This window comes from Klebsiella sp. MS 92-3, assembly GCF_000195655.1.
Taxonomy (GTDB): domain Bacteria; phylum Pseudomonadota; class Gammaproteobacteria; order Enterobacterales; family Enterobacteriaceae; genus Klebsiella; species Klebsiella pneumoniae.
The window spans coordinates 1-23,351 of sequence record NZ_GL882738.1 but is presented as its reverse complement, the minus strand read 5'-3'; the positions used below and the strand labels follow the sequence as shown (position 1 = coordinate 23,351).

19 protein-coding genes and 1 pseudogene are annotated in these 23,351 nt (G+C 57.6%); 14 read left to right on the top strand and 6 right to left on the bottom strand.

The genetic code is table 11. The features are described from left to right. Positions 1 to 19 precede the first annotated feature (19 nt). From macB to HMPREF9538_RS0126895, 3 genes and pseudogenes are all read right to left on the bottom strand, one after another. Positions 20 to 1,960: pseudogene (macB, locus tag HMPREF9538_RS0126900) on the bottom strand (macrolide ABC transporter ATP-binding protein/permease MacB). Then, positions 1,957 to 3,072, bottom strand: a complete 1,116-nt coding sequence (macA, locus tag HMPREF9538_RS23285; RefSeq protein WP_002896440.1) for a macrolide transporter subunit MacA — start codon at positions 3,070 to 3,072, stop codon at positions 1,957 to 1,959. Before macA ends, macB begins: the two are co-directional and overlap by 4 nt. 146 nt (positions 3,073 to 3,218) lie before the next feature. Further along, on the bottom strand, positions 3,219 to 4,877 hold the full coding sequence (locus HMPREF9538_RS0126895; RefSeq protein WP_004176693.1) for an ATP-dependent endonuclease: 1,659 nt from the start codon (positions 4,875 to 4,877) through the stop codon (positions 3,219 to 3,221). A 419-nt stretch (positions 4,878 to 5,296) separates the two neighbouring features. Between HMPREF9538_RS0126895 and aqpZ the strand changes: the two genes are divergently transcribed. The 4 genes from aqpZ (at position 5,297) to hcr (ending at position 9,782) form a co-directional block, all read left to right on the top strand. Beyond that, the gene (gene aqpZ, locus HMPREF9538_RS23290; RefSeq protein WP_002896434.1) at positions 5,297 to 5,992 is read left to right on the top strand and encodes an aquaporin Z; all 696 of its coding nucleotides are present in this window, start codon (positions 5,297 to 5,299) and stop codon (positions 5,990 to 5,992) included. 115 nt (positions 5,993 to 6,107) lie between these two features. Then, positions 6,108 to 7,007: a lysine exporter LysO family protein gene (locus HMPREF9538_RS23295; RefSeq protein WP_004147773.1), complete on the top strand. Its 900-nt coding sequence runs from the start codon at positions 6,108 to 6,110 to the stop codon at positions 7,005 to 7,007. A 143-nt stretch (positions 7,008 to 7,150) separates the two neighbouring features. Then, positions 7,151 to 8,803, top strand: a complete 1,653-nt coding sequence (gene hcp, locus HMPREF9538_RS23300; RefSeq protein WP_004176696.1) for a hydroxylamine reductase — start codon at positions 7,151 to 7,153, stop codon at positions 8,801 to 8,803. A gap of 10 nt (positions 8,804 to 8,813) precedes the next feature. Then, complete coding sequence (hcr, locus tag HMPREF9538_RS23305; protein ID WP_002896410.1) at positions 8,814 to 9,782, top strand: NADH oxidoreductase; 969 nt, start codon at positions 8,814 to 8,816, stop codon at positions 9,780 to 9,782. Between the two features lie 211 nt (positions 9,783 to 9,993). Here the strand turns inward: hcr and HMPREF9538_RS23310 are convergent, their stop codons facing one another. After that, complete coding sequence (locus tag HMPREF9538_RS23310; RefSeq protein ID WP_002896408.1) at positions 9,994 to 10,428, bottom strand: DoxX family protein; 435 nt, start codon at positions 10,426 to 10,428, stop codon at positions 9,994 to 9,996. Positions 10,429 to 10,579: 151 nt separating this feature from the next. Here HMPREF9538_RS23310 and poxB point away from each other — a divergent pair, with 151 nt between their 5' ends. The 4 genes from poxB to HMPREF9538_RS23330 all read left to right on the top strand — a co-directional run bounded on the left by poxB (position 10,580) and on the right by HMPREF9538_RS23330 (position 15,892). After that, positions 10,580 to 12,298, top strand: a complete 1,719-nt coding sequence (poxB, locus tag HMPREF9538_RS23315; RefSeq protein ID WP_032456999.1) for a ubiquinone-dependent pyruvate dehydrogenase — start codon at positions 10,580 to 10,582, stop codon at positions 12,296 to 12,298. A 38-nt stretch (positions 12,299 to 12,336) separates the two neighbouring features. After that, positions 12,337 to 13,338, top strand: a complete 1,002-nt coding sequence (gene ltaE, locus HMPREF9538_RS23320) for a low-specificity L-threonine aldolase (protein WP_004176702.1) — start codon at positions 12,337 to 12,339, stop codon at positions 13,336 to 13,338. Between the two features lie 10 nt (positions 13,339 to 13,348). Next, positions 13,349 to 14,791, top strand: coding sequence for an SDR family oxidoreductase (locus HMPREF9538_RS23325; RefSeq protein ID WP_004209682.1), 1,443 nt, complete (start codon positions 13,349 to 13,351; stop codon positions 14,789 to 14,791). An 87-nt stretch (positions 14,792 to 14,878) separates the two neighbouring features. Beyond that, positions 14,879 to 15,892: an NAD-dependent epimerase/dehydratase family protein gene (locus tag HMPREF9538_RS23330; RefSeq protein WP_002896399.1), complete on the top strand. Its 1,014-nt coding sequence runs from the start codon at positions 14,879 to 14,881 to the stop codon at positions 15,890 to 15,892. On the opposite strand, the gene HMPREF9538_RS23335 is transcribed toward HMPREF9538_RS23330, so the two are convergent. After that, a complete protein-coding gene (locus HMPREF9538_RS23335; RefSeq protein WP_002896397.1) occupies positions 15,889 to 16,719 on the bottom strand; it encodes an N-acetylmuramoyl-L-alanine amidase in 831 nt (276 codons plus the stop codon). The genes HMPREF9538_RS23330 and HMPREF9538_RS23335 overlap by 4 nt on opposite strands. Positions 16,720 to 16,750: 31 nt before the next feature. Then, positions 16,751 to 17,890 carry a GGDEF domain-containing protein gene (locus HMPREF9538_RS23340; protein WP_004176708.1) on the bottom strand — a complete coding sequence of 380 codons (1,140 nt, stop codon included), beginning with the start codon at positions 17,888 to 17,890 and terminating at the stop codon, positions 16,751 to 16,753. 878 nt (positions 17,891 to 18,768) lie between these two features. On the opposite strand from HMPREF9538_RS23340, the gene HMPREF9538_RS23345 reads away from it, so the two are divergent. From HMPREF9538_RS23345 to artJ, 6 genes are all read left to right on the top strand, one after another. Next, complete coding sequence (locus tag HMPREF9538_RS23345) at positions 18,769 to 19,284, top strand: lipoprotein (protein WP_009484107.1); 516 nt, start codon at positions 18,769 to 18,771, stop codon at positions 19,282 to 19,284. A 226-nt stretch (positions 19,285 to 19,510) separates the two neighbouring features. Next, entirely contained in the window at positions 19,511 to 20,239 is a 729-nt protein-coding gene (gene artP, locus HMPREF9538_RS23350) for an arginine ABC transporter ATP-binding protein ArtP (protein WP_002896392.1), read from the top strand. A 20-nt stretch (positions 20,240 to 20,259) separates the two neighbouring features. Then, positions 20,260 to 20,991, top strand: a complete 732-nt coding sequence (gene artI / locus HMPREF9538_RS23355) for an arginine ABC transporter substrate-binding protein ArtI (protein WP_002896390.1) — start codon at positions 20,260 to 20,262, stop codon at positions 20,989 to 20,991. A gap of 6 nt (positions 20,992 to 20,997) precedes the next feature. Further along, the gene (artQ, locus tag HMPREF9538_RS23360; RefSeq protein WP_002896386.1) at positions 20,998 to 21,714 is read left to right on the top strand and encodes an arginine ABC transporter permease ArtQ; all 717 of its coding nucleotides are present in this window, start codon (positions 20,998 to 21,000) and stop codon (positions 21,712 to 21,714) included. After that, complete coding sequence (artM, locus tag HMPREF9538_RS23365) at positions 21,714 to 22,382, top strand: arginine ABC transporter permease ArtM (RefSeq protein ID WP_009484106.1); 669 nt, start codon at positions 21,714 to 21,716, stop codon at positions 22,380 to 22,382. The genes artQ and artM overlap by 1 nt, the downstream gene beginning before the upstream one ends. A 183-nt stretch (positions 22,383 to 22,565) precedes the next feature. Beyond that, entirely contained in the window at positions 22,566 to 23,297 is a 732-nt protein-coding gene (gene artJ / locus HMPREF9538_RS23370; RefSeq protein WP_002896384.1) for an arginine ABC transporter substrate-binding protein ArtJ, read from the top strand. Positions 23,298 to 23,351: the final 54 nt, after the last annotated feature.

The following is a 23,351-nucleotide window of genomic DNA, read 5'->3' as shown; positions in this document are numbered from 1 at the left end:
TTTTTATTTCCCGCCCCGCCTATTCTCGCGCCAGGGCATCCACCGGATCGAGCCGCGCCGCGTTGCGCGCAGGCAGCCAACCAAACAGCACCCCGGTCAGCGTCGAACAGAGAAACGCCGTCAGCAGCGCCAGCGGAGAAAAACCAATCTCCCAGCCGGGGAGAAACAGCTGTAAAATAAAGGCGATCATCAGCGACAATGCTACGCCCAGCGCGCCACCGACCAGGCAAACCAGCACCGCTTCAATGAGAAACTGCTGCAGCACATCGCTGGCCCGGGCGCCAACCGCCATGCGGATGCCGATCTCCCGGGTTCGTTCGGTCACCGACACCAGCATAATATTCATTACGCCAATCCCGCCGACCACCAGGGCAATCACCGCCACCAATGTCAGGAACAGCTGTAAGGTATGTGTGGTCCTTTCGGCGGTTTTCAAGACGCTGTCCATATTCCAGGTGAATACATCTTTTTTACCATGCCGCAGCTCCAGCAGACGCAGCAGCTGTTTCTCTGCGGTTTCACTGTCGTAGCCTTCATGAACGCGCACAGTGATGGAGTTCAGCCACGACTGGCCCATTACTCTTCCCGCCATGGTGGTGTAGGGCAACCAGACGCGGAGAATTTTGCTGCTGCCGAACATCGACTGTTTTTCATCCGCAACGCCAATCACCGTGGCCGGCATATTGCCCACCAGAATCACCTCTCCCACCACTTTCGCTTTATTGGGAAACAGCTGCCGACGGGTATTGCTGTCGAGCACTACCACCTGTGCCCGACTGTTGAGCTGCAGTTCATTGAAGGTATTGCCTTCGCTAAAGGTCATGCCGTAGACATTAAAATACTGTGGACCGACCCCCTCCGCACTGGCGGCAACGTCAATATTGTTGGCGCGCAGGCGCAGGCTTTTTGAAACCGCCGGCGTGGCGGAGCGCACCCACGGCTGCTTCTGGATCGCCAGCAAATCGTCATACTTCAGCGCCTGCTGATAGCGCGGGTCGTCGTCGCCAAAATCCTTACCAGGATACACATCAATGGTATTGGTGCCGATGGCGCGAATATCCGCCAGCACCATCTGCTTGGCGGCATCCCCCACCACCACGATCGACACCACCGAGGCAATACCGATAATAATCCCGAGCATGGTCAGCAGGGTACGCATTTTATTCGCCGCCATCGCTCGCCAGGCCATCACCAGCGCTTCGCGAAAGCCGCTGGTAAACTGACGCCACGCCGAAGGCTCCGCCTGCGGACGGGCGCGGAGTCCGCCGCCCTGGCGGCTGGCGGGCGGGTTGCGGACGATCTCGCCATCGCGGATCTCGACGATCCGCTCCGCCTGAGCGGCGACCTGCGGATCGTGGGTCACAATGATGACCGTATGCCCCTGCGCTTTTAGCTGGTGCAGGATCGCCATTACCTCTTCGCCGGAATGGCTGTCCAGCGCGCCGGTCGGTTCATCAGCGAGGATCACCTCCCCGCCATTCATCAGGGCGCGGGCGATACTGACCCGCTGCTGCTGACCGCCGGACAACTGTGACGGTTGATAGTCGGCGCGCTCGCCCAGCCCCAGCCGCACCAGCAGCTCATGAGCGCGCGCCAGGCGCGCGCGCCGTTCACTGCCGGCCTACACCGCCGGCACTTCGACATTCTGCGCGGCGGTCAGATGGGACAGCAAATGGTAGCGTTGAAAGATAAAGCCAAAGTGTTCCCGCCGCAGACGGGCCAGAGCATCGCCATCCAGCTGCGCGATATCGGTTCCCGCTACCCGATAGGTGCCGCTGGTGGGTTTGTCGAGGCAGCCAAGGATATTCATCAGCGTCGATTTTCCCGAGCCGGAGGCCCCGACGATCGCCACCATCTCACCCGCATGGATGCTGAGGGTGATCCCCTTCAGGACCTCAACGCTGCCGTCGCCGGAAGGATAGCTGCGACGTATATCTCGCAGCTCAAGCAGCGCCGTCATTTTGCCGCCCCGCTCGCGCTCTCGCCGACGATCACTTCGTCGCCCTCTTCCAGACCTTGCACCACTGCGACGTCGGTATCATTGCGGGCGCCAATGATAACCTCACGCTCTTTGACCTCACCGGTGCGCAACAGTCGAACGTGGTAGCGGTTATCGCCTACCGCGTCGCCCAGGGCGCTCAGCGGGATAGTAATCACGTTCTTCACCTCAGCCAGCTGAATGTGCACCTGCGCGGTCATGTCGAGGCGCAGGATCCCCTGCGGGTTCGGTACCTCGAAGCGGGCATAATAGAAGATGGCGTCATTCACTTTTTCCGGCGTCGGCAGAATGTCTTTCAGTTTACCTTCATAACGGGTAAGCGGGTCGCCCAGCACGGTAAACCACGCTTTTTGCCCCGGTCTGAGGTGGATGACATCCGCCTCAGAGACCTGCGCTTTAACCAGCATGGTGCTGAGATCCGCCAGCGTCAGAATGTTAGGCGCCTGCTGGGCGGCGATCACTGTCTGTCCCTGCAGGGTGGTAATTTGCGTCACTTCGCCGGCCATCGGCGCCAGGATCCGCGTGTAATCGAGGTTGGTCTTCGCCGTATCGAGCGTCGCCTGGTTACGCTTTATTTGCGCTTCAATAGTGCCGATCTGCGCCTGTTTCACCGCCAAATCGGTGGCCGCGGTATCAAGGTCCTGCCGCGAGACCAGCTGGCGCTGCGCCAGCTGCTGCTGACGGGCCAGAGTCACTTGCGCCAGTTTGCTCTCCGCGCGCGCCTGATTGAGCTGGGCGCGCAGCTCCATGAGCGTCGCTTCCACCTCTTTAATCTGGTTTTGCGCCTGCTCCGGATCGATAACCCCCAGCAACTGATCCTTTTTAACCTTATCGCCAATATTGACGTGCAGCGTTTTCAGCTGTCCGCTGACCTGGGCGCCGACGTCAACTTTTCGCAGGGCATCCAGTTTGCCAGTGGCCAGCACGCTCTGCTGAAGATCCCCTTTGCGAACTACCAGCGTCTGGTAGTTCGGCAGCGGCGCATTGAGGATCCGCCATCCCCAGATAGCCAGCCCCAGCACAACGATCGCCAACAGCCACCAGACGGTCCTGCGTTTTCCCTTCACTTTCATATTCCGATTCCTGCTGTTTCCCTGCCGCTCCAGGCGGTGATTCTATCGAAACCCGTTGGCAACAGGACACCCATTTTTCGCGTCAATGAGGTTTTGTTTAGCTGCCGGAGAGCTTTGTGCCGCCGTAAATGACGACGGCGGTGAGATTAATCGGCACGACCGCGGGCTAGCCACAGCACCCGTGAGAACATTTTCTTCAGCAGCGTCGGCACAGCGTCCACGCCACGGCGGCCGGCCTCCATCGCCACCTCAATCGCCAGGTCCGGCTTGGATGAGCGATGGATGGCTTTGGTGATCACCCGCCGCATATTCATCGGGACATTATCCGGGATCTGCGCCACCCGATGATAAACGTCATCAAATCCCTGACGATACATAAAGTGTTCCATATCCAGCGCCGGCAGACTGGTCAGATGGTCGCGCTCCAGCTCGCGATCGTTATTAAGCAGACCTCGTACCGTCGCGGCATATTTTTTCCCCGCCTCATCGCCGTCCACCAGCACGTGCCACTGGATCCCCATCCGGCGGGCAAACTTGATCAATGGCTTCAGGCCGGACTGGGCGAATTCGATCACCTTAACCCCTTCAGCATCAAAATGATGACCGCACTGCCGGGCCAGTTCGTTGATAACCCAGGTTTCCGTCTCTCCCTCCACCAGCAACCAGCAGCGGGCGAAGAGCGATGAGGCGCGATTGAAGCGGATGTGAAAAGCAATGCGCCGGCTCTCTTCGGCATTCATTCCGCCCGGCCCCAACCGCCACGCCGATACCCGCGTCGACTCACGCACCAGCCGGCAGACCTGCTCTACCGGCGTCAGGGACAGCAGCTCTCCGGAGTTGGTGGTGGTCACACGCTGCAGCGGCAACAAATTCAGCAGGTGCCAGGCAACGGAAAGCATGATCGGATGCAGACGGGTCTCGGGATCTTCAATCAACAGCAGCGGTCGCGCGTCGCGATCGAGGCGCACCGTCCCTTTCGCCTGCAGAAGGGTGGCAAACAGCCCCAGCAGGATCACCCGATGGCTGCGCCCGCCGGGCTTGTCGATCATCCGGTTGATAATATCCAGATAACGCCAACTGCGCTGTTCATCATGGGAGCGCCGCCGCATCAGGCGATGCCGCGTCTGAGCGCTGCTTTGCTCGGCAAAGTAATGCTCAAGCAGTTGCACCATGGCCGATAGCCCCTGACGGATCTGACCGTCCGATAAATTTTGCGGATGGCTGACCAGTTCGCGGGAGAGAAAATCCAGCTGACGGGCGGTGATCTCTATCTGCGGCGAGTGCGGTACCGTCCCGTTATGGATGCGGCGCATAAAGCGCGCATCGCGCAGGCGCAGCACCGGCATCAAACGCACCAGGTGTCGGGCCAGCTCATCAATCTCCTCCAGCACCAACGCTTCGCCTTCACCATCGATAAAGCTCCGCAGGGTCATCACGCTGTCATCTTCGGCCAGCTCGCCCTCCAGGCGATAGAACACCCGGTGATACCCGTCATCGCAAGGCACCCAGCAGCGCTGAAGCGGACGGAAACGCCGGACCCGATGGCGGCCTGGCTCCGTTTCGCGGAAGGTCAGGATAATATGCAAATGGTGTTCGCGCCCCTGGATGTCGCCCGGGGGAAACCAGAAATCATCGCGAACAAAGTGATAAAGATCGAACTCCGGCGACAAAAGCAGGGTCAGCGCATCAAGCAGACTGGACTTCCCCCACGCGTTCTCCCCGATCAGGACGTTATTTTGCTCCAGCATCAACGACAAACGATTGATACCGCGAAAACCGACGATTTCTACGCGCTCAAGAAGCATATCCCCTCCGCTACACCACCACTCTCCTTCAGTAATCAACAGTATAGCGAGGGCGGAGGCAAGATGACACTCTGCTTAATCGCATCCGTGGCTCATATTCAGCGGATTAAATATATTCATAAAATTACTCACTTATCGCCTATTACCGGCTGTTGATTATTCATCAAACAAAATAGTTTTATTTCAGGCGTTATGATCTACACTATTGATAATCTTCCATGGATAAAGGAAAGGCTAAACTGGCAAAAGGAATCCACTCACCTTGCCCTAAATCAAATAATATCAATATATTTAACTGGCTCCGGGATGGCGATTATCTCTAGAATAACGCCGCTTTATTTTTATCGTCATCCCTTATCACGACAAATAAAGACCGGCACGGTCCGCTCGTGCGCGTAAACAATTTAATTGAGGTGGTTATGTTCAGAAAATTAGCAGCCGAATGCTTCGGCACCTTCTGGCTTGTATTTGGCGGCTGCGGTAGCGCCGTGCTCGCCGCGGCTTTCCCCGAGCTGGGTATTGGTTTTGCCGGCGTCGCGCTGGCATTTGGCTTAACGGTATTAACCATGGCGTTTGCGGTCGGCCATATTTCCGGGGGGCATTTCAACCCGGCGGTCACCTTAGGCCTGTGGGCCGGCGGCCGTTTTCCGGCAAAAGAGGTCATTGGCTATATTATCGCTCAGGTGGTCGGCGGAATTATTGCCGCGGCGGTGCTGTACGTGGTTGCCAGCGGTAAAGCCGGCTTTGATGCCGCCGCCAGCGGCTTCGCCTCCAACGGCTATGGCGAACACTCCCCGGGCGGCTTCTCTATGCTGTCGGCTATCGTCATTGAAATTGTCCTGACCTGCGGCTTCCTGCTGGTTATTCATGGCGCGACCGATAAACATGCGCCGGCGGGCTTTGCCCCCATCGCCATCGGCCTGGCGCTGACCCTCATCCATTTGATCAGCATTCCAGTCACCAACACCTCGGTCAACCCGGCGCGCAGCACCGCGGTGGCAATTTTCCAGGGCGGCTGGGCGCTGCAGCAGCTGTGGCTGTTCTGGGTCATGCCAATCGTCGGCGGGATCCTCGGCGGCGTGCTGTATCGCACCCTGCTGGAAAAACGCGATTAACGCTTTTCAAAGCCCGGGTCTCCGGGCTTTTTCTTTCTGGCGACAGCTTTACTCGGCCCGGTGATTTGGGTAGTGTCATGGGCGCTATTCTCATCATGCAAGGGCTGCATCGTTCATGTTTTCGGGACTCTTTATTATTCTGTTGCCGCTGGTCGTCGGCTATTTACTGCCTCTTCGTCACTCCTCCGCGCTAAAGCTGATAAACCGCATGCTCAGCTGGATTGTCTATGTAATCCTTTTTTTTATGGGTATCAGCCTGGCGTTCCTCGACAATCTGGCCAGCAACCTGCTGGCAATATTGCATTACGCCGCGGTGAGCGTGGTTATCATTTTACTGTGTAATATCGCCGCACTGCTGTGGCTGGAAAGTAAAATGCCATGGCGCAGTCAGCATCGTCAGGAGAAATTACCCTCGCGCCTGGCCATGGCCCTGGAATCGCTGCAGCTGTGCGGTGTGGTCGTGCTCGGTTTTCTGCTCGGTCTGACCAGACTGCCTTTTTTACAGCACGCGACAGAAGCCAGCGAATATACGTTGATTTTTCTCCTGTTCCTCGTTGGTATCCAATTACGCAATAATGGAATGAGTCTGCGACAAATAGTCCTTAACCGCCGGGGAATGATCGTCGCCGTGGTGGTTACGGCCAGTTCATTACTCGGCGGGATACTTAACGCCTTTATTCTCGGTCTGCCGTTAAAGACCGGTCTGGCAATGGCCAGCGGTTTCGGCTGGTATTCGCTCTCCGGTATTTTACTCACCGAATCCTTTGGCCCGGTCATCGGTAGCGCGGCGTTCTTTAACGATCTCTGTCGCGAGCTGCTGGCCATCATGTTAATTCCGGGCCTTATTCGCCGCAGCCGCTCCACGGCGCTGGGGCTATGCGGCGCCACCTCGATGGACTTCACCTTACCGGTACTGCAGCGTTCCGGCGGCGTCGAAATCGTCCCTGCCGCCATCGTGCACGGTTTTCTGCTTAGTTTGCTGGTCCCGATCCTGATCGCCTTTTTTACCGCCTGAGCACCCGCTGGCGGCAGCCCTCCTGCCGCCAAATTTGCGCTAAATCAATCTCCCTTTAAGTTGTCTTAGAAATACCTTTTCACCCGTTGCCGCGCGGCATAACCTTAAACATGTATATCAAATATAACTTTAAAGGTGTGACTATGTTTTGTGTGCAATGTGAACAAACCATTCGTACCCCAGCCGGCAACGGCTGCTCTTACGCGCAGGGGATGTGCGGTAAAACAGCGGAAACCTCGGACCTGCAGGATCTGCTGATTGCGTCACTGCAAGGCCTGTCCGCCTGGGCGCTTAAAGCGCGCGAATATGGCATTATCGATCATCAGGTCGACAGCTTTGCCCCCCGCGCCTTCTTCTCCACCCTGACTAACGTTAACTTCGATTCCCCGCGCATCGTCGGCTACGCCCGCCAGGCAATTGCCTTGCGTGAGGCGCTGAAAGCGCAATGCCTGGCGATCGATGCCAGCGCCGCGGTCGACAGCCCGGTCGCCGACCTGCAGCTGGTCAGCGACGATCTGGGCGACCTGCAGCGTCAGGCGGCGGACTATACCCCGAATAAAGATAAAGCCGCCATCGGCGAAAATATTCTCGGTCTGCGCCTGCTGTGCCTGTACGGTCTGAAGGGTGCGGCGGCCTATATGGAGCACGCCCACGTGCTCGGCCAGTACGACAACGCTATCTATGCCCAGTACCATAAAATCATGGCATGGCTGGGCACCTGGCCTGCGGATATGAATGCGCTGCTCGAATGTTCGATGGAAATCGGCCAGATGAACTTCAAAGTGATGAGCATCCTCGACGCCGGTGAAACGACCAAATACGGCCATCCGACGCCGACTCAGGTCAACGTTAAAGCCACCGAAGGGAAGTGCATCCTGATCTCCGGCCACGATCTGAAGGATCTGTATAACCTGCTGGAGCAGACGGAAGGCACCGGCGTCAACGTCTATACTCATGGCGAAATGCTGCCGGCTCACGGCTATCCGGAGCTGCGTAAATTCAAACATCTGATTGGCAACTACGGCAGCGGCTGGCAAAACCAGCAGGTGGAGTTCGCCCGCTTCCCGGGCCCCATCGTGATGACCTCTAACTGCATCATCGACCCGACCGTCGGCGCCTACGACGACCGCATCTGGACTCGCAGCATCGTCGGCTGGCCGGGTGTGAACCATCTGGAAGGCGAAGACTTCTCCCCGGTCATTGCCCAGGCGCAGCAGATGGCGGGCTTCCCGTACAGCGAAATCCCGCATCTGATCACCGTCGGCTTTGGCCGTCAGACCCTGCTTGGCGCGGCGGATACGCTGATCGATCTGGTCAGTCGTGAAAAACTGCGCCATATCTTTCTCGTCGGCGGCTGCGACGGCGCCCGCGGGGAGCGTAACTACTTCACCGATTTCGCCACCAGCGTGCCGGATGACTGCCTGATCCTGACCCTGGCCTGTGGTAAATACCGCTTCAACAAACTGGACTTTGGCGATATCGAAGGGCTGCCGCGCCTGGTCGACGCCGGGCAGTGTAATGACGCTTACTCGGCGATTATTCTGGCGGTCACGCTGGCGGAGAAACTAGGCTGTGGCGTCAACGATCTGCCGCTGTCGCTGGTGCTCTCCTGGTTCGAACAGAAAGCGATCGTCATCCTGCTGACGCTGCTGTCGCTGGGTGTGAAAAACATCGTCACCGGTCCGACGGCGCCTGGTTTCTTCACCCCGGATCTGCTGGCGGTCCTCAATGAGAAGTTTGGTCTGCGTTCCGTGACCACCGTGGAACAAGATATGCAGCAGCTGCTGAGCGCTTAAGGAGTCCCTGATGACTATGCCAACCTCCCAGTGCCCGTGGCGGATGCAGGTTCACCACATTCACCAGGAAACCCCGGACGTGTGGACCCTTTCGCTGCTGTGCCACGATTACTATCCGTACCGCGCTGGCCAGTACGCTCTGGTTAGCGTGCGTAACTCGGCGGAAACGCTGCGCGCCTATACCCTCTCCTCGACGCCGGGGGTCAGCGAATACATTACGCTGACCGTTCGCCGTATTGACGAGGGTACGGGTTCGCAGTGGTTGACCCGCGAGGTCAAACGCGGCGATTACCTTTGGCTGTCCGATGCGATGGGCGAGTTTACCTGCGACGATAAAGCGGAAGATAAATTCCTGCTGCTGGCCGCCGGTTGCGGCGTGACACCGATCATGGCGATGCGCCGCTGGCTGGCTAAGTATCGACCGCAGGCCGACGTACAGGTGATTTATAACGTGCGTTCGCCGGAAGATGTAATCTTTGCCGAAGAGTGGCGCAACTACCCGGTCACCCTGGTAGCGGAGCACAATGCGACGCATGGTTTTGTCGCCGGCCGTCTGACCCGGGAGCTGCTGCAGAGCGTGCCGGATTTAGCCAGCCGCACCGTGATGACCTGCGGCCCGGCGCCTTATATGGAGAAGGTCGAGCAGGATGTTGCCGCCCTGGGCGTCACCCGCTTCTTTAAGGAAAAATTCTTCACCCCGGTGGCTGAGGCCGCCACCAGCGGGCTGAAATTTACTAAACTGCAGCCGGCGCGCGAGTTTTACGCGCCGGTGGGCACCACGCTGCTCGACGCGCTGGAGAGCAATAAAGTGCCGGTGACCGTCGCCTGCCGCGCCGGCGTCTGCGGCTGCTGCAAAACCAAAGTGGTTTCCGGGAAGTACAGCGTCACCAGCACCATGACGCTGACCGACGCCGAAATCGCCGACGGCTATGTGCTGGCCTGCTCCTGTCATCCGCAGAGCGATCTGGTTCTCGCCTGAGGTCAAAATCCCCGGTGGCGCTACCGCTTACCGGGGCTACATCGCTGTGCGATTTGGTAGCCCGGAGAAGGCGCAATGCGCCGCCTCCGGGAAAATCCCTGGCGACAATAAACAAACGCTCAGGCGACATGAGATAAACGCTTTCCCGGACTGAAAAAATTGCAAATCGCCAACAGTATCGACTTTACGCCCCAGGACGAATGAGGCATTTTTACCGCCAGGCCGACTGACCGGCCAGCGAATAACGCCCCGCGCCGAGTAGCGCAATCGCCAGTGCGCCAACAAAGAAATAGACCAGATTCTCAATGGCCCACGCTCCCACCGCATCAAGCGCAAACGTCTTATCTAAGCCGACCATCAGCCACGCCACCACCATGGTGAACGCCAGCACCAACGCCGCCGGGCGGGTCAGGACGCCGAGAATTAACAAGCAGGGAGCGACCACTTCCCCCACCAGCACACCGTAGGCGATAAACCCGGGCAATCCCTGCGCCGCCAGCATCCCGCTAATGCCATCCACACCATCTATCAGCTTATGGATTCCATGGAAAAGCATTAAGCCGCCGACGGCAAGTCGTAACAAGAGTTTACCGGCGTCATCATGTGACAGCCTGCGATTTACTGTGTTTAACAATCCTTTAACCATTTGATGTGCATCCTGTTTTGCATCCTGTGTACTTCCTGAGTATGCGCAGCCGGAGAGGAATAAAACCAGCAAAAAATCAGGGGTAATCGGTTACATTGCGGTCAGTTTCATCTAAGCTTGAAGGCGTTATCAAAAAAAGGAGATGGAGATCATGAAACAGACCGTGGCGGCATACATTGCCAAAACGCTGGAACAGGCCGGCGTGAAACGTATCTGGGGCGTCACCGGAGATTCCCTCAATGGATTGAGCGATAGCCTTAACCGCATGGGCACCATCGACTGGATGCCCACCCGGCACGAAGAGGTCGCCGCTTTCGCCGCTGGCGCGGAAGCGCAGCTGACCGGCGAGCTGGCGGTCTGCGCCGGCTCCTGCGGACCGGGCAACCTGCATCTGATTAACGGTTTGTTTGACTGTCATCGCAACCATGTCCCGGTGCTGGCCATCGCCGCCCACATCCCATCCAGCGAAATCGGCAGCGGCTATTTTCAGGAAACCCATCCTCAGGAGCTGTTCCGCGAGTGCAGCCATTACTGCGAACTGGTCTCCACGCCGGAACAGATCCCGCAGGTGCTGGCAGTGGCGATGCGTAAGGCAGTGATTAACCGCGGCGTCTCGGTGGTGGTGCTACCCGGCGATGTGGCACTGAAGGCCGCCCCGGAAAGCGCCAGCAGCCACTGGTATCATGCGCCGCTGCCGACGGTCACCCCGGCGGAAGAAGAGTTGCGCAAGCTGGCGCAGCTTATTCGCTACTCCAGCAATATCGCGCTCATGTGCGGCAGCGGTTGCGCCGGCGCCCACCAGGAACTGGTGGAGTTCGCAGCCAAAATTAAAGCCCCCATCGTCCACGCCCTGCGCGGCAAAGAGCACGTGGAGTACGACAACCCGTACGATGTGGGCATGACCGGGCTGATTGGCTTCGCTTCTGGCTTCCACACCATGATGAACGCCGATACCCTGATCCTGCTGGGTACCCAGTTCCCCTATCGCGCCTTCTACCCAACCGACGCGAAAATTATCCAGATCGACATCAACCCCGGCAGCATCGGCGCACACAGTAAGGTCGACATGGCGCTGGTGGGCGATATTAAATCGACGCTGAAGGCGCTGCTGCCGCTGCTGGAAGAGAAAACCGATCGCCACTTCCTCGATAAGGCGCTGGAGCACTATCGCGACGCGCGAAAAGGGCTCGACGATCTGGCTAAACCCAGCGATAAAGCCATTCACCCGCAATATCTGGCGCAGCAGATCAGTCATTTTGCCGATGAAGATGCCGTTTTCACCTGTGATGTCGGCACCCCGACCGTCTGGGCGGCACGCTATCTCAAAATGAATGGTAAACGCCGCCTGCTGGGCTCGTTCAACCACGGCTCAATGGCCAACGCCATGCCGCAGGCCATCGGCGCCAAGGCCACTGCGCCGGAGCGGCAGGTAGTGGCCATGTGCGGCGACGGCGGGTTCAGCATGCTGATGGGCGATTTTCTGTCGCTGGCGCAGATGAAGCTGCCGGTGAAGATTGTCATCTTTAACAACAGCGTGCTGGGCTTCGTGGCGATGGAAATGAAGGCCGGGGGCTATCTCACCGACGGTACGGAGCTCCACGATACCAACTTCGCCCGCATCGCCGAGGCCTGCGGTATCAAAGGTATACGCGTTGAAAAAGCCTCCGAGGTGGATGAAGCGCTGCAGACCGCCTTCCGCACCGACGGTCCGGTGCTGGTCGACGTCGTCGTCGCCAAAGAGGAACTGGCGATCCCGCCGCAGATCAAGCTGGAGCAGGCCAAAGGCTTTAGCCTGTATATGCTGCGGGCGATCATCAGCGGGCGCGGCGATGAGGTCATCGAACTGGCGAAAACCAACTGGCTCAGGTAAAACAGAAGCAATACGTTGAACCAGACCAAGGAAAAGCCGTGATCGATTTACGCAGTGATACCGTTACCCGTCCCGGGCGCGCCATGCTGGAGGCCATGATGGCCGCCCCGGTCGGGGACGATGTGTATGGCGACGACCCTACCGTCAATGAACTGCAGCGCTATGCCGCCGACCTGGCCGGCAAAGAAGCGGCGCTATTTCTACCCACCGGCACCCAGGCCAACCTCGTTGGCCTGCTCAGCCATTGCCAGCGCGGCGAAGAGTATATCGTCGGCCAGGGGGCGCATAACTATCTGTACGAAGCCGGCGGCGCGGCGGTCCTCGGCAGTATTCAGCCGCAGCCGATCGACGCCGCGGCGGATGGTTCGCTGCCGCTGGATAAAGTGGCGGCGAAAATCAAACCCGACGATATCCATTTTGCCCCCACCCGCCTGCTGAGCCTGGAAAACACCCATAACGGTAAGGTGCTGCCGCGCGACTATCTGCAGGAAGCCTGGGCGTTTACCCGCCAGCGCAATCTGGCGCTGCACGTCGACGGCGCGCGCATCTTTAACGCCGTGGTGGCCTACGGCTGCGAGTTACGTGATATCGCCCAATACTGCGACTCCTTCACCATCTGCCTGTCAAAGGGGCTTGGCGCTCCGGTAGGCTCGCTGCTGCTCGGCAGCGAGGCGTACATTCGCCGCGCCGTCCGCTGGCGGAAAATGGTCGGCGGCGGGATGCGCCAGGCGGGCATCCTGGCCGCCGCCGGGCTGTACGCGCTGAAAAATAACGTGCAGCGCCTGCAGGAGGATCATGACAACGCCGCGTGGATGGCGGAGCAGCTGCGCGCTATCGGCGCCGACGTCACCCGTCACGATACCAACATGCTGTTCGTTCGCGTCGGCGAAGAGCAGGCCCCGGCGCTCGGCAAGTTTATGCAGGCGCAGGGGGTATTGATTAACGCCTCGCCTGTTGTCCGTCTGGTCACTCACCTGGATGTCAACCGTCAGCAGCTGAGCGAGGTGGTCGCCCACTGGCAGGCTTTTTTACAACGCTAAGGAGTCAGGCGTGTCGCAATCAGTTCTGGTGCTCGGCGCCAGCGGCTATATTGGCCAGCATTTGGTGCGCGCATTAAGCGCGCGGGGCTATCCGGTGCTGGCGGCGGCACGCCATATCGACCGATTGCAAAAACTCGCTTTGCCCGGCGTTACCTGCCGGTCAGTCGATCTCAATCAGCCGCAGGACCTGCCTGCGCTACTCACCGGTATCGATACCCTTTATTATCTGGTCCACGGCATGGGCGAAGGCGGTGATTTTATCGCCCATGAGCGGCGGGTGGCGACGTATGTGCGCGATGCCCTGCGTCAGTCATCAGTGCGCCAGGTGATATTTCTCAGTTCGCTGCAGGCCCCGGCGCAGGAGCAGTCCGACCATCTGCGCGCTCGTCAGATTACCGGCGATCTCCTGCGTGAGTCGGGCGTGCCGGTGACCGAGCTGCGGGCCGGGATTATCGTCGGCGCCGGCTCCGCCGCCTTCGAGGTGATGCGCGACATGGTTTATAACCTGCCGGTGCTAACCCCTCCGCGCTGGGTACGTTCGCGTACCACCCCTGTCGCGCTGGAAAACCTGCTCGTTGACCTGGTTGAGCTGCTGAATCATCCCTCCGACATGCACCGCGTCTTCGAAGCCGCCGGTCCGGAGGTGTTAAGCTATCAGCAGCAGTTCATTCGCTTTATGGCCGTCAGCGGTAAACATCGCCCGCTCATTCCCATTCCCCTGCCGACGCGCTGGATCTCGGTGTGGTTCCTCAATGTCATCACCTCGGTGCCGCCGACCATCGCCAAGGCGCTGATTCAGGGGCTGAAGCACGATCTAATCGCTGACGATCGGGCGCTGCGGGCGCTGATCCCGCAAACGCTGATCCCCTTCGATCAGGCGGTTCGCCGCACCCTGAAAGAAGAAGAGCAGTTAGTAAACTCCAGCGACTGGGGCTACGACGATCAGGCTTTCGCCCGCTGGCGACCGGAGTACGGCTACTATCCGAAGCAGGCAGGTTGCACCGTCGCCACTCAGGCAAGCCGCCAGGCCCTGTGGCAGGTCGTTAACCAAATCGGCGGTGAAGAGGGGTATTTTTTCGGCAATCTGCTGTGGAAAACCCGCGGCGCGATGGATCTGCTGGTCGGCCACCGGCTGGCCAAAGGGCGGCCGCAGCGCGCTTATCTGCAAACCGGCGATACGGTCGACAGCTGGAAGGTAATTATCGTGGAGGAAGAAAAACAGCTCACCCTGCTATTCGGTATGAAAGCGCCCGGGCTGGGCCGATTAAGCTTTACCATTAACGATAAAGGCGATCGTCGTGAACTGGACGTGCGCGCCTGGTGGCACCCGCACGGTATGCCAGGCCTGATCTACTGGCTGCTGATGATCCCGGCGCACCTGTTTATTTTCCGCGGTATGGCGCAACGCATCGCCCGGCTGGCCGAACAAATCTCAGGCAGAGTCGAAGGATAAGCGTTATTCTTTCATGATTCTCATTGCATAGTCGGGAGAATCACGGAAAAATGCGCACGAAATTCTTTTCTGGGACAGTAGAGTGATATGAAGGTACTGGTTACCGGTGCGACCAGCGGATTAGGCCGCAACGCAGTGGAATATCTGCGCAACAAGGGCATCAGCGTGCGAGCGACCGGGCGCAACGAAGCGATGGGCAAGCTTCTGAGCAAAATGGGGGCGGAATTCATCCCGGCAGATTTAACCGAGCTGGTCTCTTCGCAGGCTAAAGTGATGCTCGCCGGTATCGATACCCTATGGCACTGCTCCAGCTTTACCTCGCCATGGGGCACTCAGCAGGCTTTCGATCTCGCTAACGTCCGCGCCACCCGTCGTCTGGGCGAATGGTCAGTGGCATGGGGAGTGCGCAATTTCGTCCATATCTCTTCGCCATCGCTCTATTTTGATTATCACCATCATCGTGATATCCAGGAAGATTTCCGTCCACACCGCTTCGCCAACGAGTTTGCCCGCAGCAAGGCGGCCAGCGAGGAGGTGATCAACCTGCTGGCGCAGGCCAACCCGCATACCCGTTTTACCATTCTGCGGCCGCAGAGCCTGTTTGGGCCGCACGACAAAGTCTTTATCCCCCGGCTGGCGCAAATGATGCAGCATTATGGCAGCGTCCTGCTCCCGCGCGGCGGCAGCGCGCTGGTCGACATGACCTATTATGAAAACGCCGTACATGCGATGTGGCTGGCGAGCCAGCCGGCCTGCGATCATCTTCCCTCCGCCCGCGCGTGGAATATCAGCAACGGCGAACCGCGCACCTTGCGGAGCATCGTGCAGAAATTGATCGACGAGCTCGGTATCAAATGCCGGATCCGCTCAGTTCCCTATCCGATGCTGGATATTATCGCCCGCAGCATGGAGCGCTTTGGCGATAAAACCGCCAAAGAACCCGCGTTTACCCACTACGGCGTCTCCAAGCTTAACTTTGATTTTACGCTCGATATCACCCGCGCGCAGGACGAGCTGGGCTATCAGCCGGTGGTGACGCTTGACGACGGCATCGTGCGCACCGCCGCCTGGCTTCGCGACCACGGTAAACTACACCGCTAACCCTGGCCATATTTTTCTAACAGCGCCTCGGCTATCGCTTCGGTTTGCGCATCCGCTACCCCATCCCAGCGCTGCGGACGGAAGTGCATCTGGAAGGCGATAATCACCCGCTTCTTCTGCGCGGGGGTCATCTCCGACGTCACCTGATAGCCATAGCGCGAGAGCAAATCCAGTACGATTTCGGGGTCCACTGGCTCGCTGGCCGGCCGCCCGTTGAGATAAAAGGCCACCCGCTGCTCGTCAGGCCAGGCGCCGATCCCCTGCTGCGCCAGCTGTTGCCAGGGGAATAACGGCCCCGGATCGTCTTTGCGCTGCGGGGCGATATCCGCATGGGCGACCACATTCTGCGGCGCGATGTGGTAGCGGGCGATGATATCGCGCGCCAGCGGGATCAGAGCCGCAATCTGTTCCGGATGAAAGGGGGTAAAACTTTTGACGCCCGCCGTCTTCTGCCAGCCGCGGTTCTCCAGCTCAATGCCAATGGAGGTATCGTTAATGCGCGTACTGCCGCGCCAGTAGCTTACCCCGGCGTGCCAGGCTAAATCCTCTTCCGGCACCAGCTGCCAGATCCGCGGTTTATGCTGATAACGCGGGGGCTGTTCAGGAATTAAATAGTGGGAGCTGACCTCTTTATCGGTCAACGTGGCCAGCGAGACATCAAAATTGTCAGCCGTATAGTGGATCACTAACACCTTTATTCGCGGATAGGCAGCCTGCGCCGGATGACGGGTGTCCAGCTGGTATCCGTCGCGATCGATAATGCCCTTTTCCCCAGCGCAGCCGGTCAGCAGCAGCGCCAGCAGCACGATCCGCATCATCCGTTTCATCCCTTCTCCCTTGCCCGGCAGCGTCTCCGGGTTAATAAGACCATTGATTACGTCCTTTATTTTTCGCCTGATACAGCGCACTGTCCGCCCGGGCGATCAGCGTCTCTATCGGGACCGTGCCATCGGAGGCGACGATCCCGATACTCACGGTGACCTCCGACGCCACCGCCGAAGCGGCGTGCGGTAGGCCTGCCTCGCGGATCTTCTGCTGAATGCGCTCGGCAATAGCGGTGGCATGCGCTAAGGACACCCCGGGCAACACGACGACAAACTCTTCGCCGCCGTAGCGAGCCACCAGATCGCCCTCCGCCCGGACCGCCATTTTAAGCACCTGCGCGACAGAAGATAAGCACTCATCACCAGCCTGATGGCCATAGCGATCGTTATAGCGCTTAAAATAATCGACATCGATCATCATCAGCGCCAGCGGCGTTTTTTGCTGCCAGATCGCCGCCAGGTAAGCATTGAGCGCCCGACGGTTAGCGGTTCCGGTTAAGGCATCCTGGTTGGCGATACTTTCCAGCCGCTGAATAAGCTGCATATTCTCCTGGTGGGTATCCCAGGCTTCGTCATACCAGCGCTGCAAAATACGTCGGCCATACAGCAAAATCGCGGTAAAAATGGCCCAGAGGATCAAAAAGCGGATCTCGGTGTGATAGTGGAGCTGTATTCCCGCCAGCAAGGCGGTCACCCATAGCGGCAGCATAAAAGCGGTAATGCCGGGCCAATGGTGATACAGCGCGGTGAGGCCGGTAGTCATTAATATCACCAGCAGCGGCCAGGCAAAGGGCAAGGTCCAGAAAAAAATAAAACAATAATTACTCAGGGACCAGCACAGACTGAGCGCCAGCAGCAGCCCGGTGATGATATTCAACGTATATCGTCCCTGCGCCAGTCGCGGCGTGAGGGCAATAATCACTAAAATGGCCGAAATGATAATAACCGCAATCAACGCCGCTTCGATATAAGGAATAACCGCCCGGTGCGTCAGTAGCCTCTTATCAAAATAGGTAAAGATAAAATTACGGAAGAAAATCATTAACGCAAAAGCGATATTGACAAAGGCCAGCCAGGGCATACTCATGGACAGCGCATGGCGCTGGACATTATCTCTGGTGGCCCACAACGCGGCTCGCTGCTGCCGGGCGCGCTCTCGCTTATTTGTTAACATTTTATCTCCCTGGTGACCTGCATGACCATGGGCGCAGCCCCTGCTTTTCTATATGATAAACCATGTTACCGGGAATGTCTGTCAGCGCCCTATCCCCTCAGCTCCGGCCTCTCAGGGTGATTTTCAGCTAACGACCGAAGAAAATAGCCTGGTCCGCTCCCGATGGGTAACCGGCTCAAAAAACAAGCATCAGCACTGCGAATTACGTCATCTTTTCGCTAAAAAGCGTTAACTAACCGTCATTAAATTGCAGCATTTTGCTTACAAAAAGCAGTGTGAGTTCAATCTGAAATCATTCATTGGTGAATGCAAAGAAGAGCATGATGATAGCGAGATAAACAATAGGGGCTAAGAATATTAAATATGCAGCTTTAGTGGCAGGTACAGCATTGTTTTAAGCGGCCAATGCCGTCTCCACAGAAATTTTAACAAAACAGCTTTTGATAAAGTCCATACGCAATATACCAAAATCGGCGCCATTTCCTCTACTGGTCAAACCGCATCCAACGATGCCCGTGAAGAGCTGATTAAAAAAACAAATGAACAAGGGGGGCGTCATTGTCCCCTCCTCCGGTAAAACGGATAAAAAAATGCACGTCGCCACTCGCATCTATAAGAAGAAATAATTACCCTTATCTTTCAAGAGCCATTTCCCTATTTTACGGGGTAATATTTCTTGTTCACGGGAAAATTAAGTTTATTTTTATACTGCCCTGCCTTTTAGCGCCTGACGGAATTCTGTCATCCCCGTGCCGATTTCCCGCCCTAAGGCTGTAGCCACATCAAGGTCTTAGCTCTTTGCGTCAAGTACAATCCGCACGCTATACGCTATGCTTTAACGGAAACTGAAAACGTAGTTCGCTTATAAGGAAATCATCATGCGCTACAAACTTTTTGCTGTACTTCTCCCTTGCGCGCTGGCGCTCAGCGCCTGTACGACCGTCACCCCGGCCTATAAAGATAATGGCACCCGCAGCGGCCCCTGCGTCGAAGGCGGCCCTGACGACGTAGCGCAAAAATTCTACGACACCCAGGTCCAGAATCGTACTCAGGATCCGGCGGCGCTGCGCCCCTATCTGAGCGACGGCCTGGCGCAGTTACTCAATGACGCCCGCCAGGATCCCGCCAACAGCAAATTACTGCAGGCTAATCCGTTCTCCAGCAGCAGCACCCCGGCAGACAGCGCCGTGGTCGCCAGCGCCTCCACCATCCCGAACCGCGATGCGCGCAATATTCCGCTGCGCGTCGATCTGAAACAGGGCACCCAGAGCTGGAAAGATGAAGTGCTGATGATCCAGGAAGGCCAGTGCTGGGCCGTCGATGACGTTCGCTATCTCGGCAACAACAGCCATGCGCCAGCCGGGACGCTGCGACAGAGTCTGGAGAAACGCTGATTCCGGAGTTGAAGCGACGCCGCTGAAACGATAACCCCGGTAAAATGTCGGTATTCGCCCCAGGAATGCCGACATTTGCGCCCCCCTCACCCACCAGGCCATATTTTGTGCTAACTTTAAAGCTAAACGTGGTTTAGATTTAACTTTTAACGCATAAATATTGCATAACTATTCTGCCAAAGGTAGTATTTGCGGCCTCAATAGCTATTCGTATCAGACTGCCCAGATGAGTATTAAACTAAACGGCATTAATTGCTTCTACGGCGCACACCAGGCGCTGTTCGACATCACGCTGGATTGCCCGCAGGGGGAAACGCTGGTGCTGCTCGGCCCCAGCGGTGCCGGGAAGAGCTCGCTGCTGCGCGTACTCAACCTGCTGGAGATGCCGCGGTCCGGTTCGTTATCCATCGCCGGCAACCAATTCGACTTCACCAGAGCGCCGTCCGATAAAGCGATTCGCGAGCTGCGTCAGAACGTCGGCATGGTCTTTCAGCAATACAACCTGTGGCCGCACCTGACGGTACAGCAGAACCTGATCGAGGCCCCCTGCCGCGTACTGGGGTTAAGCAAGGATCAGGCGCTGGCTCGCGCAGAGAAGCTGCTGGAGCGCCTGCGTCTGAAGCCGTACAGCGATCGTTACCCGCTGCATTTATCCGGCGGCCAACAACAGCGGGTGGCCATCGCCCGCGCGCTGATGATGGAGCCGCAGGTTCTGCTGTTCGATGAGCCTACCGCGGCGCTCGACCCGGAAATCACTGCCCAGATCGTCAGCATCATCCGCGAGCTGGCTGAAACCGGCATTACCCAGGTTATCGTCACCCACGAAGTTGAAGTGGCGCGCAAGACGGCCAGCCGGGTGGTGTATATGGAAAATGGCCATATCGTCGAGCAAGGGGATGCCTCCTGCTTCACGCATCCGCAAACTGACGCGTTTAAAAACTATCTTTCACATTGATGTTTTTCGGGGAAATGACGATGAAAAAAGTACTGATTGCCGCCCTGCTCGCAGGCATGAGCCTCTCCGCTTCCGCCGCGCAGACCATTCGTTTCGCCACCGAGGCCTCTTATCCTCCGTTTGAGCTGGTGGACGCCAACAACCAGATCGTCGGTTTCGATGTCGATCTGGCGAACGCGTTGTGTAAAGAGATCGACGCCACCTGTACCTTCACCAACCAGGCCTTTGACAGCCTGATCCCGGGACTGAAATTCCGCCGTTTCGACGCGGTCATGGCCGGGATGGACATCACGCCGGAGCGTGAAAAGCAGGTGCTGTTCTCTACCCCGTATTATGACAACTCGGCGCTGTTCGTCGGCCAGCAGGGTAAGTTCACCAGCATTGACCAGCTGAAGGGCAAAAAAGTGGGCGTGCAGAACGGCACCACCCACCAGAAATTCATCACCGATAAACATCCGGAAATCACTACCGTGCCTTACGACAGCTACCAGAATGCGAAGCTGGACCTGCAGAACGGTCGTATCGACGCGGTCTTTGGCGACACCGCCGTGGTGACCGAATGGCTGAAGAGCAATCCGAAACTGGCGGCCGTGGGCGATAAAGTGACCGACAAAGCCTATTTCGGCACCGGGCTGGGCATTGCCGTACGTCAGGGCAACACCGACCTGCAGCAGAAATTTAACGCTGCGCTGGAAAAAGTGAAGAAAGACGGCACTTACCAGACCATCTATAACAAATGGTTCCAGAAGTAAGACTGAATGAACGAAATTTTTCCATTAGCAAGCGCCGCCGGGATGACCGTCGGCCTTGCCGTTTGCGCGCTCGTCATCGGCCTGGTCCTGGCGATGCTCTTTGCGGTACTGGAGTCAGTGAAATGGCGCCCGGTAGCCTGGCTTGCAACCGGCATAGTGACCATCCTGCGCGGGCTACCGGAAATTCTGGTGGTGCTGTTTATCTATTTCGGCTCTTCCCAGCTGCTGCTGACGCTCTCTGACGGTTTCACCATCCCGCTCGGGTTCACGCAGATCCCGGTGCAGATGCAGATTGAGAACTTTGACGTCAGCCCGTTCCTCTGCGGGGCGATCGCCCTGTCGCTGCTGTACGCCGCTTACGCCTCGCAAACGCTGCGCGGCGCGCTGAAAGCGGTTCCGCAGGGCCAGTGGGAGTCCGGCCAGGCGCTGGGGCTGTCGAAAGCGGCCATATTCTTCCGTCTGGTGATGCCGCAGATGTGGCGCCATGCCCTGCCCGGCCTCGGTAACCAGTGGCTGGTGCTGCTGAAGGACACCGCGCTGGTGAGCCTGATCAGCGTCAACGATCTGATGCTGCAGACCAAAAGCATCGCCACCCGCACTCAGGAACCCTTTAACTGGTATATCATTGCGGCGGCAATCTATCTCGTCATCACCCTGTTGAGTCAATACATCCTTAAGCGGATTGACCAGCGTGCGACGCGCTTCGAACGGAGACCAGGCTGATGCTCGACTATTTACCCGAACTGCTGAAAGGACTGCATACCAGCCTGACGCTGACCGTGGCGTCGATTATCGTGGCGCTGATCCTGTCGCTGATCTTCACCATTATCCTGACCCTGAAGACGCCGGGGCTGGTATGGATAGTTCGCGGCTATATCACCTTGTTTACCGGTACGCCGCTGCTGGTGCAGATCTTCCTGATCTACTACGGCCCGGGACAGTTCCCTTCGCTGCAGGAGTATCCGTGGCTGTGGCATCTTATCTCCGAGCCGTGGCTGTGCGCCCTGATCGCTCTGTCGCTCAACAGCGCCGCCTACACCACTCAGCTGTTTTATGGCGCCATCCGGGCGATCCCCGACGGGCAATGGCAGTCCTGCAGCGCGCTGGGGATGAGTAAAAAGGATACTCTGGCGATCCTGCTGCCGTACGCCTTTAAGCGTGCGCTATCGTCCTATTCCAACGAAGTGGTGCTGGTTTTCAAGAGTACCTCTCTGGCCTACACCATCACGCTGATGGAAGTGATGGGCCAGGGCCAGCTGCTGTACGGACGCACCTACGACGTGATGGTGTTCGGCGCCGCCGGGATTATCTATCTCATCGTTAATGGACTGCTGACGCTGCTGATGCGCCTGGTGGAACGCAAAGCGCTGGCCTTCGAGCGACGTAGCTAGCACCAGAGCATATTGCATAAAAAGCAAACAGCAAGGCGGACAAGTCTAACACCTGTCCGTCTTTTTTTATGCCTATAAAAATATTTAATCAAATTTATTGCATATAAATTCATTTAATGGCATTGTCACTCTATGCCGCAGACACGGTGAATAATCATAAGATAGACAGACGGGAGTTCCACGATGAAAAAGTTAGTTCTGGCTGCACTGCTCACCTCTTTCGCGTTCGGCGCCGCTGCCGCGGAAAAAATCAGTTTTGGCGTCTCCGCAACCTATCCGCCGTTTGAATCGATGGACGCTAATAACCAGATTGTCGGCTTTGATATCGATCTGGCCCACGCGCTGTGCAAACAAATGCAGGCAGAATGTACCTTTACCAACCACGCGTTTGACAGCCTGATCCCGGCGCTGAAGTTCAAGAAATATGATGCGGTGATTTCCGGAATGGATATTACGCCGGAGCGGAGCAAGCAGGTGGCCTTCACCGACCCGTACTACGCCAACTCGGCGCTGGTGATCGCCAAAAAAGATGCGTTCCATTCTTTCGATGACCTGAAAGGCAAACGGATCGGCATGGAAAACGGCACCACCCACCAGAAATATCTACAGGATAAGCATCCTGAGGTGAAGACCGTCGCCTATGACAGCTACCAGAATGCGATTATCGATTTGAAAAATGGCCGTATCGACGGCGTGTTCGGCGACACCGCGGTGGTCAACGAATGGCTGAAAACTAACCCGCAGCTGGGGGCAGCCACGCCGAAAGTGACCGACCCGCAATACTTCGGCACCGGACTCGGCATTGCCGTGCGCCCGGATAACAAGGCGCTGCTGGAGAAACTGAACGCCGCGCTGAAAGCGATAAAGGCCGACGGTACCTACCAGAAAATTAGCAACCAGTGGTTCCCGGAGTAACTTTTTTCCCCGCGCGCCGGGCGGCCCCCCTCCCCCCCCCCCCCCCCCCCCCCC